Below are 17208 nucleotides of genomic sequence, written 5' to 3'. Positions count from 1 at the left end.
AACCCCCCATGCCAATCACCCCTGCGAGCACCAACAAACACCAATATTGCGAAGCACCCGCCCATACGATAGCAACCCTAGCGTCGTAACGAAAAATGCCCCTTTAAATTCGATTTAAGCCGTTTAAAGATAAATATGCGGAGAAATAGGCAAACTTAACCTTTCTGGCTATGAAATAAGCAACATTGCCTCTACTCCCATCTACAATATCTGGGTATACTTGATTGTTATTTTTTTTAAATCATTCAGAAGAATCGCGCGAACCTGACTATGCAAAAATACGATATCAAAACCTTCCAGGGAATGATCCTCGCGCTGCAGGATTATTGGGCTCAAAATGGTTGTACGATTGTTCAACCGCTAGATATGGAAGTAGGTGCTGGCACCTCTCACCCAATGACATGTCTACGTGCACTTGGCCCAGAGCCAATGGCAACAGCGTATGTTCAACCTTCACGTCGTCCGACCGATGGTCGCTACGGTGAAAACCCGAACCGTCTGCAGCACTACTATCAATTCCAAGTAGCACTAAAACCATCTCCAGATAACATTCAGGAGTTGTACCTAGGCTCACTTGAAGTTCTTGGTGTCGATCCGCTTGTTCACGATATTCGCTTTGTTGAAGACAACTGGGAAAACCCAACATTGGGTGCTTGGGGTCTTGGCTGGGAAGTTTGGCTAAACGGTATGGAAGTAACGCAGTTTACTTACTTCCAACAAGTTGGCGGCCTTGAGTGTAAACCAGTGACTGGCGAGATCACTTACGGTATTGAACGTCTAGCAATGTACATCCAAGAAGTTGACTCAGTGTACGACTTGGTATGGAACGTCGCACCAGACGGTTCAAACGTCACTTACGGTGATATCTTCCACCAAAATGAAGTTGAGCAATCAACTTACAACTTTGAACACGCAGACGTTGAATTCCTATTCGGCTTCTTCGAGCAGTGTGAGAAAGAGTGTAAAAAGCTACTTGAACTTGAGAAGCCATTACCTCTGCCAGCTTACGAGCGCATCCTAAAAGCAGGCCATGCTTTTAACTTGTTAGACGCCCGTAAAGCTATCTCAGTTACTGAGCGTCAACGTTACATCCTTCGTATCCGCGATCTGACTAAGTCTGTCGCAGAAGCGTACTACGCATCGCGTGAAGCACTGGGTTTCCCAATGTGCCGCTCAGCAGAACAAAAAGCGAATAACGAGGAGAAGTAACCCATGGCGCACAATTTTCTAATTGAACTAGGTACCGAAGAGCTGCCACCGAAAGCACTTCGCTCACTAGCAGAAGCGTTTGCCGCAAACTTTGCTGCAGAACTAAACAACGCTGAAATCGCATTTGACGATCTTAAGTGGTACGCGACCCCTCGTCGCCTTGCGCTTAAAGTGGCAAACCTAGCAGCAAGCCAAGCAGACAAAATCGTTGAAAAACGTGGCCCTGCCGTTGCTGCTGCGTTTGATGCAGAAGGCAACGCAACCAAAGCAGCTCAAGGTTGGGCGCGTGGTTGTGGCATCACTGTTGACCAAGCTGAGCGCATGGTGACAGACAAAGGTGAATGGCTACTGTTCAAACAAGAAGTGAAAGGTCAGCCAGTTAAAGAGCTTGTGGTCGATTTTGCGGCGAAAGCACTCGCAAACCTACCAATCCCTAAAGCAATGCGCTGGGGTAACTCTGACATTCAATTTATTCGCCCAGTAAAAACGCTAACGATTCTACTTGGTGATGAGCTGATCGAAGGTGAAATCCTTGGCGTGGCTTCTGCACGTACTCTACGTGGTCACCGCTTCATGGGTGAGCGCGAGTTCACGATTGATTCTGCCGATCAATACCCTGCGATTCTTGAAGAGCGCGGCAAGGTAATGGCCGATTATGATGCGCGTAAAGCCATCATCCTGGCTGATGCTCAAAAAGCAGCAGCAGCGGTAGGTGGTGTTGCGGATCTAGAAGATGACTTGGTTGAAGAAGTGACTTCATTGGTTGAATGGCCAGTTGTGCTAACCGCCAAATTTGAAGAAGAGTTCCTAAAAGTCCCTTCTGAAGCCTTGGTTTACACCATGAAAGGTGACCAAAAGTACTTCCCTGTCTACGATGACAACAAGAAGCTACTACCAAACTTCATCTTTGTATCAAACATTGAGTCGAAAGAACCTCGCTACGTTATCGAAGGTAACGAGAAAGTGGTTCGTCCACGTCTAGCGGACGCGGAATTCTTCTTCAATACTGACCGTAAGAGCCCGCTGATTGATCGCCTGCCGCAACTTGAAACGGCGATCTTCCAGAAGCAGCTTGGTACGATTAAAGACAAGACAGACCGCATCACTGAACTTGCTGGCTACATTGCTGAGCAAATCGGTGCTGACGTTGAGAAATCTCAGCGTGCTGGCCTGCTAGCGAAATGTGACCTAATGACCTCGATGGTATTCGAATTTACCGATACCCAAGGCGTTATGGGCATGCACTACGCCACACATGATGGTGAAGATGAGCAAGTTGCACTGGCACTTTACGAGCAATACATGCCTCGTTTCGCTGGTGATGACCTACCAAGCACGGGGATCTCTTCAGCCGTTGCGATGGCTGATAAGCTAGATACGATTGTGGGTATCTTCGGCATTGGCCAAGCACCAAAAGGTTCAGATCCATTCGCACTACGTCGTGCATCTCTTGGTGTACTACGTATCATCGTTGAAAACGGCTACAACCTAGATCTTGTTGATTTGATCGCGAAAGCGAAATCGCTACTTGGCGACAAGCTAACTAACGCGAACGTTGAAGCTGACGTACTTGAATTCATGCTAGGTCGTTTCCGCGCATGGTACCAAGATGCTGGCTTTAGCATCGATATCATTCAAGCGGTATTGGCACGTCGTCCAACGAAACCAGCTGATTTCGACCAACGTGTTAAAGCGGTATCTCACTTCCGTGAGCTAGACGCAGCAGAAGCACTGGCAGCCGCGAACAAGCGTGTGGGTAACATCCTAGCGAAATTCGATGGCGAACTTGCCTCTGAAATCAATCTAGCACTTCTGCAAGAAGATGCAGAGAAAGCGCTAGCTGAAAGCGTTGAAGTGATGACAGAAGCGCTAGAGCCTGCGTTCGCAACGGGTAACTACCAAGAAGCACTAAGCAAACTGGCAGACCTACGTGAGCCAGTAGATGCATTCTTCGACAACGTAATGGTTATGGCTGATGATGAAGCACTGAAGACGAACCGTCTGACGCTACTGAACAACCTACGTAACCTATTCCTACAGATTGCCGATATTTCTCTACTGCAAAAGTAGTCGGCTAGATAAAACGTTCAATCTGTGCGGATAAACGCTAGTGTAAAAAGCCCAGCTCATCGAGTTGGGCTTTTTTTATTGAATTGCGATTTTGTGCTTTGCGTCTCTTATCCATTACGGTATGTTCAAGGATTACTCGATTCGTCAGCAATGTACTGGCGCCACGCACATGAAAGCAAACACAATGTATTAGGTTTAACAGCACATGCAGTTCTCTAAATTTGGTGAAAAATTCAATCAATACTCTGGGATAACCCAGTTAATGGACGATTTAAATGATGGCCTACGCACGCCAGGTGCCATCATGCTTGGAGGAGGCAATCCTGCCGCCATTCCTACCATGCTCGATTACTTTCACCAAGCCAGTGACGAGATGCTCGCCAATGGAGAGCTCATAGCTGCGCTTGCCAACTATGATGGACCACAAGGTAAAGATGCTTTTGTAAAAGCATTGGCACGACTGTTCCGCGAAACCTACGGTTGGGATATCTGTGAGAAGAACATCAGCCTAACCAATGGCAGCCAAAGTGGCTTCTTCTACTTATTTAACTTATTGGCAGGTAAACAAGCTGATGGGTCACATAAGAAAGTCTTACTGCCACTGGCACCTGAATACATCGGCTATGGTGATGCAGGCATCGATGAAGATATTTTTATCTCCTACCAACCAGACATTGAGCTACTGGATAACGGTTTATTCAAATACCACGTCGATTTTGAACAACTGACGGTGGATGATTCCATTGCTGCGATCTGCGCATCACGTCCAACCAATCCAACAGGTAATGTGCTGACTGACGAAGAAATCCATAAACTGGATAAACTGGCTCGCCAACACAACATCCCACTGATCATTGATAATGCTTACGGCTTGCCGTTCCCAAATATCATCTTTGCTGACGTTCAGCCTTTTTGGAATGACAACACCATCTTGTGTATGAGCCTATCGAAACTCGGCTTACCTGGTGTGCGCTGTGGCATTGTGATCGCCAATGAAGCAATCACTACGGCGATGACGAATATGAATGGCATCATTAGTTTAGCGCCAAGCAGTGTCGGCCCAGCCTATGCTAACCATATGATCGAAAAAGGCGATTTGCTCAAACTCAGCACCGAAGTAATCAAGCCTTTTTATCAACAGAAAGCCCTGCGCGCAGTCGAGTTATTACAACAAGCGATCACCGATGAGCGCTTTCGTATTCACAAACCTGAAGGGGCGATTTTTCTTTGGTTGTGGTTTGATGAGCTGCCTATCACCACCATGGAACTATATGCGCGCTTGAAAGCACGTGGTGTTTTGATTGTACCGGGTGAATACTTCTTTATTGGTCAGGAAGAAGGTTGGGATCATGCCCATCAATGCTTGCGTATGAACTATGTTCAAGATGATGAGATGATGCAAAAAGGCATTACTATTATTGCAGAGGAAGTGGCAAAAGCTTACGCGGGTTAAGCAGGTCTATCCAACTCTGCCTATAAATAAAAAGAGCGCCCTTTCCTTGATGGAACGGCGCTCTTTCTCATTCTATAACGTTCGCGGTGAGTTGCGAACGATAGTCACAATAATTAGTTGTTATCAATCAACTGGCTGCCACCAATGGCAATCTTACGTGGTTTCATTGCTTCTGGAATTTCACGAACCAAATCAATATGCAATAAACCATTTTCCATTGAAGCGCCGGCCACCTTAACATAATCCGCTAATTGGAATTTACGTTCAAAATCACGCTCTGCGATACCTTGATAAACGTAGTTTTTGCCTTCTTCAGCTTTACGTTCACCCTTCACGATCAGCATATTTTCATTCTGAGTCAGATCAAGCTGCTCTTCAGCAAAACCAGCAACCGCCATAGTGATACGGAAGTTATGCTCATCTTTTTGCTCAATGTTATACGGAGGGTAACCGCCAGATGTGTTTTTCGCTGTTTGGTTTTCCATCAAGTTGAACAGACGGTCAAAACCAATCGCATTACGGTATAGTGGTGAGAAATCTACATTACGCATAATCCTATCCTCTTTTTAAGCAATAGTCTCAGCCCGGATGAAGGTCATCCATATGGCGCATTTATGCAAGACAGCGCCGAGCTAAGGGATTCAATCATTCATTCCTCTGACCTACTCTTTAGGTACGTGGACATGATGTCGAATCGAGAGTTAAGTTGTGAGCTAACACTGAGTATCCTCTCCTGAGCGATCTCGTTTAGCGATTTCAGAGGTGCCAATCTTCTCTTGTTGAGCAAGCTAGCTTTCCCTCTTCATTAATAGATATATGACCCGATCCGGCCACTTTCAAGCGATCTGCTGAAACTTTTATATTTATAGTCCAAGATCCCGACTCATTCGTTCCTCGCTCTCGAGGATGACGCGCTAATATGCGGAGAATGAAAAACGCCAATCCACTTTTTCTGTAAACGTCGTGCTCTCAAAACCAAGCGTTACCGCAGCCATATCTCGTTTCTCAACTCTCGGCTCGTTTATTTCACGCAATAAAAAACGCAGACATTACTGTCTGCGTTTTTAAATTTAGACGACAAATCAGCGTCTACACATCCAAGTTAGCAACCTTCAACGCGTTCTCTTCGATGAAGTTACGACGCGGCTCTACTTGGTCACCCATCAGAGTCGTAAACAATTGGTCTGCGCCTACCGCATCTTCAATCGTTACTTGCATCATGCGACGCGTTTCTGGGTCCATGGTGGTTTCCCAAAGTTGATCTGGGTTCATCTCACCTAGACCTTTGTAGCGCTGTAGGCTTAGACCACGACGCGACTCTTTGATTAACCACTCAAGTGCTGCAGCAAAGCTTGCTACTGGCTGAGTACGCTCACCACGTTTAATGTACGCGCCATCTTCAATCAAGCCATCTAACGCTTCAGAAAGAGAGGCTAGTTTGCCGTATTCTTTTGAATTCAGTAGATCTGCGCTCAACGGATAGTAATGCGTCACACCGTGAGTACGAACAACGATCTTAGGTAAGAAGATACCCAGTTCTTCGTTTGCTTCCACTTCAAAGCTGTATTGGCTTGCGCCCACTTCTTTGGCATTTAGCTGATCAACGAGGTTTTGAGTCCACGCTTGAACTGCCGCGGTCTCTTTACATTGTTCAACCGTAATACGCGGGATGTAAAGCAACTCATGAATCATTGCACGAGGGTAACGACGGCTCATACGATCAACTAATTTAATCGTTGCGTTGTACTGTTGTACTAGTTTCTCTAACGCTTCACCACCTAATGCTGGCGCTTCTGCGTTAACGTGTAGAGAAGCATTATCCAATGCCAAAGCAACTTGGTATTGGTTCATTGCATCTTCATCTTTGATGTACTGCTCTTGCTTACCTTTCTTCACTTTGTAAAGTGGTGGCTGAGCGATGTAGATGTAACCACGCTCAATTAGCTCTGGCATTTGACGGTAGAAGAAGGTCAACAATAGCGTACGGATGTGCGAACCATCGACGTCAGCATCCGTCATGATGATGATGTTGTGGTAACGCAGTTTATCTGGGTTGTACTCGTCACGACCGATACCACAGCCTAGTGCTGTGATAAGCGTTGCCACTTCTTGAGAAGAGAGCATTTTATCGAAACGTGCTTTCTCTACATTTAGGATTTTACCTTTTAGTGGCAGAATCGCTTGGTTCTTACGGTTACGCCCCTGCTTGGCTGAGCCGCCAGCAGAGTCCCCTTCCACAATGTAGAGTTCAGAAAGCGCAGGGTCTTTCTCTTGGCAGTCTGCCAGTTTACCTGGGAGACCGGCTAAATCTAATGCGCCTTTACGACGAGTCATTTCACGCGCACGACGCGCAGCTTCACGAGCACGCGCTGCATCGATGATTTTTGAACAAACCATCTTCGCTTCGGTTGGGTTCTCAATTAGGAACTCAGCTAATTTCTCACCCATTGCCGATTCAACGGCTGATTTCACTTCAGATGAAACCAGTTTGTCTTTAGTTTGGCTTGAGAATTTTGGATCAGGCACTTTCACCGAAACAACAGCCGTTAGACCTTCACGTGCATCATCACCTGAAGTGGCCGTTTTCGCTTTCTTAGAGAAGCCTTCTTTATCCATGAATGAGTTTAACGTACGCGTTAGTGCCGCGCGGAAACCAGCAAGGTGAGTACCACCATCGCGTTGAGGGATGTTGTTAGTGAAACAGTAGATGTTCTCTTGGAAACCATCGTTCCACTGCATCGCCACTTCAACCGTGATGCCATCTTCACGTTCGAAATCGAAATGGAAAATTTTCTCAATGATAGGCGTTTTGTTGGTGTTTAAATGCTCAACGAAAGCTTGGATACCACCTTCAAACTCAAAGTGGTCGCTCTTATCTTCTTCACGCTCATCGATCAATTTAATTGATACGCCAGAGTTCAAGAAAGAGAGTTCGCGTAGACGCTTGGCAAGAATATCGTAATGGAATTCAAGAACGTTCGTAAACGTTTGATCACTTGGCCAAAAACGAATTTTTGTACCCGTCTTTTCAGTATCGGCAATCACCGCAAGAGGCGCTTGAGGCTCACCGTGGCAGTAAGTCTGTGTATGTACATGACCACCACGCCAGATCGTTAGCTCTACTTTTTCTGATAGTGCGTTTACTACTGAAACACCTACGCCGTGTAGACCACCCGATACTTTGTACGAGTTATCATCAAACTTACCACCAGCATGAAGAACCGTCATGATAACTTCAGCTGCTGAAACGTTCTCTTCTGGGTGTAATTCGGTTGGAATGCCACGACCATCATCACTGACTGAAACTGAGTTGTCCTCATGGATTGTCACAACGATGTCTTTACAGTGACCAGCCAACGCTTCATCAATTGAGTTATCTACCACCTCAAAAACCATGTGGTGAAGACCGGTGCCATCATCCGTGTCGCCGATGTACATACCTGGACGCTTACGTACCGCATCCAGACCCTTCAGTACTTTAATACTCGATGAATCGTAATTTTCAGACATGAATTATCTTCCGCTATTTATCGTTGCTCTATTGTGCCATGTTCCACATGGAACATCTTGCCATTCTCACCGCGCATGTCGGCAATATGGCTTTCGGTTATAGAACTTACAAAAACTTGAGCCCCCGTCTCTTTTAAGCAGTCTGCGAGACGCTTACGACGTTGACTATCTAATTCCGATGCAAAGTCATCAATAAGGTAAATGCATTGCTTTCCGGTCATTTCCGTTAAGTGTTGTCCTTGCGCGACGCGCAATGCACACACCATCAACTTAAGTTGACCACGTGATAGCACATCTTCAACTGGTGTTGCGTTTACCTTGATGCGTAAATCCGCTTTGTTTGGCCCACTAAAGGTGTAGCCTAACGATTGGTCACGCTCGAAGTTTTTCTCGAGGATTTCCTGATAAGGAGTGTCCTTATCCCAGCCTCTATAATACTTCAATTGAATATCAAATTCTGGCAAAAATAGCTTACATAGTTGCTCAGCTTTGGCGCTCATCTGCTCGATATACAGAGCGCGCCATTGGCTTATATTCTCAGCCAAACGCGCCATTTCTTGATCCCAATAACTGAGCTCTCGATAACTGCGCGCCGTTTTCAATAACGCATTACGTTGCTTGTTTAATCGCTTAAAGCGACCCCAAGCATCAAAAAATGCATTTTCGGTGTGAAACACACCCCAATCAATAAATGCACGACGATGTTTTGGCCCATCCGTCAACAAATCAAACCCTTCAGGGTGAATAAGTTGCAGTGGTAACACCTGCGCCAATTGAGCCAATTTTTGCCCAGATTGACCGCCTATTTTAACCTCTGTCGTGCCATCACGCTGCTTATTAATGCCAATTGGTAGCTCAAATTGATCCGAGTTCAAAAAACGGCCATGTACAAACAGCTCGTCACACTCATTTTGGATCACGCGTCCAGTTAGCGAACTCTTAAAAGAGCGACCATGTCCGAGCAAATAGATCGCTTCTAAGACACTGGTTTTGCCGCTGCCATTTGGGCCAATAAGAAAGTTAAAGCCTGCTGATAGGTCAATATCACAGGCTTTAATGTTTCGAAATTGCTGAATAATTAGACGAGAAAGCGGCATGCTAGAGTCGAATTGGCATCACCACGTAGAGTGCGCTGTCATCATCAGCGTTTTCAATCAACGCACTGGCGTTGGCATCTGACATTGATAAGCGTACTTTTTCGCAACGAAGCGTATTAAGCACATCCAGAACATAACTCACGTTAAAACCGATTTCGATCGCGTCACCTTCAAAGGTCACGTCTAACATTTCTTCGGCTTCTTCTTGCTCTGGGTTATTAGCGGTAATGCGCATTTCGTTATCAGCAAGATTAACGCGCACACCACGGAATTTTTCATTCGATAGAATCGCTGCACGTGAAAAGGCTTGGCGCAACTCATCACAACCCGCTTCTAGGGTTTTGGTCGTTGTTTGCGGCATTACGCGACGATAATCAGGGAAACGCCCATCCACCAGCTTAGAGGTGAAAACAAAGTTGTTCACTTCAGCACGAACGTTTGAACTACCAATTTGCAAAACAACCGGCTGCTCAGGTGCATCCAGTAGTTTCACCAATTCTTGTACGCCTTTACGCGGAACGATGATCTGCTTAGTTGCAAAATCAGCGCCTAGAGACACTAAAGAAACCGCCATACGGTGGCCATCAGTCGCCACGCTACGCAGTGTGGTGCCGTCGATTTCAAATAGCATGCCGTTAAGGTAGTAACGCACATCTTGGTTCGCCATAGAGAATTGTGTTTTCTCAATCAAACCGCGCAGTTCTGCTTGGGTCAGTGACACTTCAACTTCACTTTGCCAATCTTCAATATTAGGGAAATCATTAGCTGGCAATGTCGCCAATGAGAAACGGCTACGGCCAGAACGCACTTGAACGCGATCGCCTTCGAGAATAAAGGTGATCACAGAGTCATCAGGCAGGCCACGACAAATATCGAGGAACTTACGTGATGGCACAGTAATGCTACCAGCTTCAAAATCCCCTTCGAGCGTGACACGGCTGATCAACTCTACTTCTAAATCGGTGGCCGTCATGGATAAGGTATTTTCTTCAACCTTAAGCAAGAGGTTACCTAAGATAGGCAGTGTTGGACGCCCACCTAAAGCACCCGACACTTGTTGCAGGGGTTTAAGTAGATGACTACGTTCGATGGAAAATTTCATAATGCGCTCTTGTTTGAATTCGTTATGGCTTTACGTTTGGCTACGATTCTTTAGCCAATATTAGCAACTGTCTAGAATACCGCGAATTACGATGAAAGGGTACGAATCAAGTTAGAGTAATCTTCTTTGATATCGTGGCTTTCTTCACGCAGTTGAGCAATCTTACGACAAGCATGCAATACCGTCGTATGGTCACGACCACCAAATGCATCACCGATTTCCGGCAAGCTGTGGTTGGTCAATTCTTTCGATAGTGCCATCGCTAACTGGCGAGGACGCGCAACGGAACGAGAACGGCGTTTTGACAATAAGTCAGCCACTTTAATCTTGTAGTATTCCGCCACGGTTTTTTGAATATTGTCGATGGTCACCAGCTTCTCTTGTAGAGCCAGCAAGTCACGCAATGCTTCACGCACAAAATCAATCGTAATTGGACGACCGGTAAAGTTGGCATTGGCAATCACGCGGTTCAATGCGCCTTCCAGCTCACGAACGTTCGAACGTAGACGCTTCGCAATAAAGAACGCCACTTCATCCGCAAGGTGAATTTGGTGATCCTCGGCTTTCTTCATCAAGATCGCCACGCGCGTTTCAAGCTCAGGTGGCTCGATCGCAACGGTCAGACCCCAACCAAAGCGAGATTTTAAACGATCTTCTACGCCGTTGATCTCTTTGGGATAACGGTCAGAAGTAAGAATGATCTGTTGATTGCCTTCCAATAACGCATTGAAGGTATGGAAGAATTCTTCTTGAGAACGCTCTTTATTCGCAAAGAATTGAATATCATCGATAAGTAACGCGTCAACACTGCGGTAGTAACGTTTGAATTCTTCAATCGCGTTGTTTTGCAGTGCTTTCACCATATCTTGCACGAAGCGCTCTGAGTGCATGTAGATAACTTTCGCGTTCGGCTTGTTATCAATAATAGCGTTACCAACCGCATGCAAAAGGTGGGTTTTACCCAAACCCGTACCACCGTACAAAAACAGTGGGTTATACGCTGTGCCCGGGTTATCAGAAACCTGGCGAGCCGCAGCTAAACCAAGCTGGTTAGATTTACCTTCAACAAAGTTATTAAACTTATGCTTTGGATTGACGTTTGAGCGGTGGTTAATATCCGCCAACGCTTTATCGTCATCCCAGGTTTTATGTACTGGCTTGCGCGCTTGCAACTGTGCTGGCGCTGATGATTCAGCGGCTACATCTGCTGGTGTGCGTTTAGTCGGCGCCGGTTTTGGCGCAGCAACTGGGCGACTACCTACTTCAAAACGTAAGTTCGGGATATCGTTACCACAGTACTCTTGCAGTAGACGATTAATACTATTGAGATACTTATCGCGTACCCAATCCAACACAAAACGGTTAGGTGCAAATAAGGTAAGTGTATTATCACTGAGCTCCGCTTGTAGCGGACGTACCCACATACTGAATTCTGTAGCTGGTAGCTCTTCTTGAAGCTGTTGCAAACATTGCAACCAAAGCGAAGATGACACAGTGCCCCCACTCGAAGTAAATAGATCGGAAAAGATTAGCGATTTTACCTGTTGATAACCAAGATCACCAGCGATTGATCGGTGATCCAGTGAATAAGATCCAAGTTATTCACAATTATTTTGTGATTATTCGCTGGATCATCACACCTCACCCCAGCCTTACCCACAATTTGATCCACATTTGCCTACTTTTACTCAGATCATCACTTTGGTGATAACTCTGTGAATGAATGTTTTTTTGATCACGTTATCCACAACGTCATCTTTCATTATTGGGCAACGTATTACCCGTCATCAACGCGATGTGAATAAACTACTATCAACAAACTTATTACTAACCTGTCTAGGTTATCGCTCTTGGTTATTTATCGAATCAAGTCACCAGACAGTAGTATTTACTCCCATAATTAGATGGAGTCTCAATATGAAAAACTGGATTAAAGCAGCCGTTGCTGCAATCGCACTATCCGCTGCCACCGTACAAGCCGCAGATGCCGCTATCACTGAGGTAAAAGTGGGGATGTCAGGTCGCTACTTCCCATTTACTTTTGTGGAAAAAGATAAATTACAGGGGTTTGAAGTCGATTTATGGGATGAGATAGGTCAACGTAACGGCTACCAAGTGGAATACGTGACCGCGAGCTTTTCTGGTTTATTCGGCTTACTGGAAACAGGTCGTATCGACACCATCTCCAATCAAATCACCATCACCGAAGCGCGCCAAGCCAAATTCCTGTTTGCGGATCCTTATGTGGTTGATGGCGCACAAATTACCGTTCGTAAGGGGAATGACAGCATCCAATCCGTGACCGATCTGGCCGGAAAAACCGTGGCGGTCAATTTAGGATCGAATTTTGAGCAACTATTGCGCAGCTACGATAAAGACAACCAAATTACGATCAAAACTTACGATACCGGTATTGAGCATGATGTCGCGTTAGGTCGCGCCGATGCATTTGTGATGGATCGCCTTTCTGCACTAGAGTTAATTAAAAAGACTGGGCTTCCGTTACAGCTGGCAGGTGAACCGTTTGAAACCATCGAAAACGCCTGGCCATTTTTAAACAACGCTCGTGGCCAGCAACTGCAAAGCGAAGTCAACCAAGCACTCGCCGCTATGCGCGCCGATGGCACATTAGCCACAATTTCTGAGAAATGGTTTGGAGCGGACATTACGCACTAAAGCGTTGTATTACTCGCCACACCAATGGCTCGTCAAACAAAGGTGGATTTATTCCACCTTTTCTTTCTTTTTTAGGTAAACATTTATGGGATTCGATTTTCACTACATGCTGGAACTGATGCCGATCTTGCTTAAATATCTCGGCACCACAATGGAAATGGCCACGTTAGGGTTGGTTTTCGCGCTCACTTTAGCGGTCATTTTGGCCAATATTCGCGTGTTTCGCATCCCGATGCTTGATCAACTCAGCCAGCTCTACATTAGCTTTTTCCGCGGTACACCGCTGTTAGTACAACTATTTTTACTCTATTACGGTTTACCGCAAATCTTTCCGATCATGGTCGGTGTCGATGCGTTTAGTGCTGCCGTAATCGGCCTTACTTTGCATTTTGCCGCCTACATGGCTGAAACGATTCGAGCCGCCATTATCGGTATCGATCGCAGCCAAATGGAAGCCAGTTTGTCTGTTGGAATGACCACTACTCAAGCGATGCGCCGCATTATTTTGCCGCAAGCAACCAGAGTCGCTCTCCCTTCATTGATGAACTATTTCATCGATATGATCAAATCAACTTCGTTAGCTTTTACCTTAGGCGTAGCCGAAATTATGGCGAAAGCGCAGATGGAAGCCTCTTCGAGTTTCCGCTTTTTTGAAGCATTTTTAGCCGTTGCATTAATTTATTGGGGCGTAGTACTGATTTTGACCCGAGTGCAAACATGGGCAGAAGTAAAATTAAATAGGGCCTATTTACGATGATCCGACTAAATAACATTCACAAACACTTTGGCGATACCGAGATATTAAAAGGTATTGACCTTGAAATTAATCAGGGAGAGATCATCGTTATTATCGGTTCAAGTGGCACCGGTAAATCGACACTATTACGCTGCGTAAACTTTTTAGAGCAAGCCGATCAAGGCTCGATTCAAATTGATGATGTCATCGTCGATACCGCGAAACACAGCAAGGCAGAAGTACTCGCGCTACGAAGGAAAACTGCTTTTGTGTTTCAAAATTACGCTCTGTTTGCTCATATGACAGCACAACAAAACATTGCTGAAGGCCTGATTACTGTGCGCGGTTGGACAAAAAAGGCCGCATTAGAAAAGGCACAGCAAATACTTGATAATATTGGACTTAGCGACAAAGGTGACAGCTATCCCGCCGCCCTTTCTGGTGGTCAACAGCAACGTGTAGGCATTGGCCGAGCGATGGCCCTTCAGCCCGAACTGCTGTTATTTGATGAACCAACTTCGGCACTCGATCCAGAATGGGTAGGTGAAGTATTACAGTTGATGAAACAGCTCGCGATCCAGCATCAAACCATGCTGGTGGTCACTCATGAAATGCAATTTGCCAAAGAAGTTGCCGATCGTGTGATCTTCATGGCGGATGGGCATATTGTTGAACAAGGATCGCCACAAGAGTTGTTCGATAATCCCCAAGATCCAAGATTGCAAAAATTTCTCAATCAGGTGTCGGCAAAATAAAGATCAAGATAAGGATCGTTTGATCCTTGAGATTTTGCTCACACTACGTATAATCGCCCGACGCGGAATTTCACACACATGAGTCGTTGACACAATTTGTGAGTGTGATTACAATTCCGCCTCTTTGTTGAGAGGCGTCGGTTGTCCTCTATATATATAAAGAAGACTACATGCCCACGCCGGGTTAACTAAAGAACCTAAAACTACTGATCAGTAAGGTAATTATCATGAAACGCACTTTTCAACCTACAGTTCTAAAGCGCAAGCGTACTCACGGCTTCCGTGCACGCATGGCTACTAAGAACGGCCGTAAGGTTATCAATGCACGTCGTGCAAAAGGCCGTGCGCGCCTGTCAAAATAATAATTAATTTATTTTGAATACGTACGCGTTCAATCGGGAGTTACGCTTGTTAACTCCCGAGCATTATCAAAACGTCTTCCAGCAAGCTCATCGAGCAGGCTCACCTCATTTCACCATCATTGCACGCAATAATAACCTATCTCATCCTCGACTAGGTTTGGCTGTTCCTAAGAAGCAAATCAAAACTGCTGTTGGTCGCAACCGCTTTAAACGTCTATCTCGTGAAAGTTTCCGTAATCATCAACATCAACTTCCAAACAAAGATTTTGTTGTAATTGCCAAGAAATCTGCGCAAGATTTAAGCAATGACGAAATGTTTAACCTATTTGAAAAGCTATGGCAGCGTCTGTCTCGCCCATCACGTGGCTAGCCATCGGCGTCGTCCGACTCTATCAAGGCCTCATTAGTCCTCTAATCGGACCACGCTGTCGTTTCCATCCAACTTGTTCAAGTTACGCTGTAGAAGCGCTGAAAGCTCACGGTTTTGTAAAAGGATGTTGGTTATCCAGCAAACGTCTATTAAAATGCCACCCTCTAAGTGAAGGGGGCTTTGACCCCGTTCCACCAATTCAAAAACAAGACAGAGATAAATAACGATGGATTCTCAACGTAATATCCTGTTAATCGCTCTAGCTTTGGTGTCCTTTCTACTTTACCAGCAATGGAATGTAGCTAAGAATCCAGCGCCGCAAGCGATTGAACAGGCTCAATCAAGCAGCTCCCTACCTGCACCATCTTTTGCCGATGAGCTTGACCCAGCGCCATCTCAACAGGCAGCTGCAAAAATCATTACTGTAACAACGGATGTATTAACTCTGTCTATTGATGCGGTTGGTGGTGATGTTGTTCAAGCTGATTTAAACCAATACTCAGCAGAATTGGATTCTCCAGAACGTTTTGAACTACTGAAAAACGAACCTGGCCATCAATTTATTGCTCAAAGTGGTCTTGTTGGCCCACAAGGCATCGATTTAAGCAGCACTAACCGTCCTGCTTACACAGTCAGCGCAGATAGCTTTAAACTAACTGATGGTGTTGATGAACTTCGCATCCCTATGACTTTCTCTGCTAATGGCCTTGATTACGTCAAAACCTATGTATTAGAACGTGGCAGCTATGCGGTTAACGTTGAGTACGATGTGGTCAACAACTCAGGCAACAATGCGACTTTCGGTATGTACGCCCACCTACGTCAAAACGTAATGGATGACGGCGGCAGCATCACTATGCCAACTTACCGTGGCGGTGCTTACTCGACTCAAGACGTTAACTACAAGAAATACAGCTTCGATGATATGCAAGATCGCAACCTGTCTCTTAACCTGACTGACGGTCAAGGTTGGGCAGCAATGATCCAGCACTACTTCGCAACAGCATGGATTCCTCGTGACGAACCAGGCACAAACTTGTACACCCGTGTAATTGGCAACCTTGCTGATATCGGTGTACGCATGCCAAACAAAACCATCGCAACGGGTGACACTGCAAACTTCACCGCAACGCTATGGGTAGGTCCTAAACTGCAAAATCAAATGGCAGAAGTCGCACCGCACCTAGACCTAGTAGTCGATTACGGTTGGTTATGGTTCATCGCGAAGCCACTACACTCACTATTGTCGTTTATTCACGGTTTCGTGGGTAACTGGGGTGTGGCAATCATCTGTTTGACCTTTATCGTTCGTGGTGCCATGTACCCACTAACGAAAGCACAATACACTTCTATGGCGAAAATGCGCATGCTACAACCTAAGTTGGCAGCAATGCGTGAGCGTATCGGCGATGACCGTCAACGCATGAGCCAAGAAATGATGGAATTGTATAAGAAAGAGAAAGTGAACCCGTTAGGCGGCTGTTTACCTCTAATTCTACAAATGCCTATCTTCATTGCGCTTTACTGGGCACTAATGGAATCGGTTGAGCTTCGTCACTCACCATTCTTCGGTTGGATTCACGATCTATCAGCGCAAGACCCATACTACATCTTGCCATTGTTGATGGGTGCGTCGATGTTCATGATTCAAAAAATGAGCCCAACAACCGTTACCGATCCAATGCAGCAGAAGATCATGACCTTTATGCCGGTTATGTTTACCTTCTTCTTCCTGTTCTTCCCATCAGGCCTAGTACTGTACTGGTTGGTATCGAACATCGTAACGCTTATCCAGCAATCGCTAATCTACAAAGCGCTGGAAAAGAAAGGCTTACATACTAAGTAAGCAATAAATCAAAGACAAAGGC

15 protein-coding genes are annotated in these 17208 nt (G+C 45.7%); 10 read left to right on the top strand and 5 right to left on the bottom strand.

Annotated features, from left to right (window positions below; translation table 11 throughout):
• Positions 1 to 270: 270 nt before the first annotated feature.
• The 3 genes from glyQ (at position 271) to RH88_RS14500 (ending at position 4732) form a co-directional block, all read left to right on the top strand.
• Positions 271 to 1209, top strand: a complete 939-nt coding sequence (gene glyQ / locus RH88_RS14510; protein ID WP_005597320.1) for a glycine--tRNA ligase subunit alpha — start codon at positions 271 to 273, stop codon at positions 1207 to 1209.
• A 3-nt stretch (positions 1210 to 1212) separates the two neighbouring features.
• The gene (gene glyS / locus RH88_RS14505; RefSeq protein WP_005597318.1) at positions 1213 to 3279 is read left to right on the top strand and encodes a glycine--tRNA ligase subunit beta; all 2067 of its coding nucleotides are present in this window, start codon (positions 1213 to 1215) and stop codon (positions 3277 to 3279) included.
• A gap of 205 nt (positions 3280 to 3484) precedes the next feature.
• Positions 3485 to 4732 (top strand): valine--pyruvate transaminase, encoded by a 1248-nt coding sequence (locus tag RH88_RS14500; RefSeq protein ID WP_005597316.1) that lies wholly within the window; start codon positions 3485 to 3487, stop codon positions 4730 to 4732.
• A gap of 113 nt (positions 4733 to 4845) precedes the next feature.
• Here the strand turns inward: RH88_RS14500 and RH88_RS14495 are convergent, their stop codons facing one another.
• The 5 genes from RH88_RS14495 to dnaA form a co-directional block, all read right to left on the bottom strand.
• Positions 4846 to 5283, bottom strand: a complete 438-nt coding sequence (locus RH88_RS14495) for an Hsp20 family protein (RefSeq protein ID WP_005597308.1) — start codon at positions 5281 to 5283, stop codon at positions 4846 to 4848.
• Between the two features lie 538 nt (positions 5284 to 5821).
• Complete coding sequence (gene gyrB / locus RH88_RS14490; protein ID WP_005597306.1) at positions 5822 to 8242, bottom strand: DNA topoisomerase (ATP-hydrolyzing) subunit B; 2421 nt, start codon at positions 8240 to 8242, stop codon at positions 5822 to 5824.
• Between the two features lie 17 nt (positions 8243 to 8259).
• Positions 8260 to 9339: a DNA replication/repair protein RecF gene (recF, locus tag RH88_RS14485; RefSeq protein WP_005597303.1), complete on the bottom strand. Its 1080-nt coding sequence runs from the start codon at positions 9337 to 9339 to the stop codon at positions 8260 to 8262.
• Between the two features lies 1 nt (position 9340).
• Positions 9341 to 10441, bottom strand: coding sequence for a DNA polymerase III subunit beta (gene dnaN, locus RH88_RS14480; RefSeq protein ID WP_005597301.1), 1101 nt, complete (start codon positions 10439 to 10441; stop codon positions 9341 to 9343).
• 86 nt (positions 10442 to 10527) lie between these two features.
• Positions 10528 to 11934, bottom strand: coding sequence for a chromosomal replication initiator protein DnaA (dnaA, locus tag RH88_RS14475; protein ID WP_005597299.1), 1407 nt, complete (start codon positions 11932 to 11934; stop codon positions 10528 to 10530).
• A gap of 424 nt (positions 11935 to 12358) precedes the next feature.
• Here dnaA and RH88_RS14470 point away from each other — a divergent pair, with 424 nt between their 5' ends.
• The 7 genes from RH88_RS14470 (at position 12359) to yidC (ending at position 17186) form a co-directional block, all read left to right on the top strand.
• Complete coding sequence (locus RH88_RS14470) at positions 12359 to 13117, top strand: amino acid ABC transporter substrate-binding protein (protein WP_005597297.1); 759 nt, start codon at positions 12359 to 12361, stop codon at positions 13115 to 13117.
• Between the two features lie 85 nt (positions 13118 to 13202).
• Positions 13203 to 13874: an amino acid ABC transporter permease gene (locus RH88_RS14465; RefSeq protein ID WP_005597295.1), complete on the top strand. Its 672-nt coding sequence runs from the start codon at positions 13203 to 13205 to the stop codon at positions 13872 to 13874.
• The gene (locus RH88_RS14460) at positions 13871 to 14608 is read left to right on the top strand and encodes an amino acid ABC transporter ATP-binding protein (RefSeq protein ID WP_005597293.1); all 738 of its coding nucleotides are present in this window, start codon (positions 13871 to 13873) and stop codon (positions 14606 to 14608) included. The genes RH88_RS14465 and RH88_RS14460 overlap by 4 nt, the downstream gene beginning before the upstream one ends.
• A gap of 227 nt (positions 14609 to 14835) precedes the next feature.
• The gene (gene rpmH / locus RH88_RS14455) at positions 14836 to 14970 is read left to right on the top strand and encodes a 50S ribosomal protein L34 (protein WP_005378825.1); all 135 of its coding nucleotides are present in this window, start codon (positions 14836 to 14838) and stop codon (positions 14968 to 14970) included.
• A 46-nt stretch (positions 14971 to 15016) separates the two neighbouring features.
• Positions 15017 to 15340, top strand: a complete 324-nt coding sequence (gene rnpA, locus RH88_RS14450; protein WP_231893138.1) for a ribonuclease P protein component — start codon at positions 15017 to 15019, stop codon at positions 15338 to 15340.
• Positions 15307 to 15564, top strand: coding sequence for a membrane protein insertion efficiency factor YidD (gene yidD, locus RH88_RS23040; RefSeq protein ID WP_005597289.1), 258 nt, complete (start codon positions 15307 to 15309; stop codon positions 15562 to 15564). Before rnpA ends, yidD begins: the two co-directional genes overlap by 34 nt.
• Positions 15565 to 15566: 2 nt before the next feature.
• Positions 15567 to 17186 (top strand): membrane protein insertase YidC, encoded by a 1620-nt coding sequence (gene yidC, locus RH88_RS14445; RefSeq protein ID WP_005597288.1) that lies wholly within the window; start codon positions 15567 to 15569, stop codon positions 17184 to 17186.
• Positions 17187 to 17208: the final 22 nt, after the last annotated feature.

The organism is Vibrio scophthalmi LMG 19158 (assembly GCF_000222585.1).
GTDB classification, from domain to species: Bacteria; Pseudomonadota; Gammaproteobacteria; order Enterobacterales; family Vibrionaceae; genus Vibrio; species Vibrio scophthalmi.
Note: the sequence above shows the minus strand (reverse complement) of the source record. Positions and strands in the feature narration are given on the sequence as shown.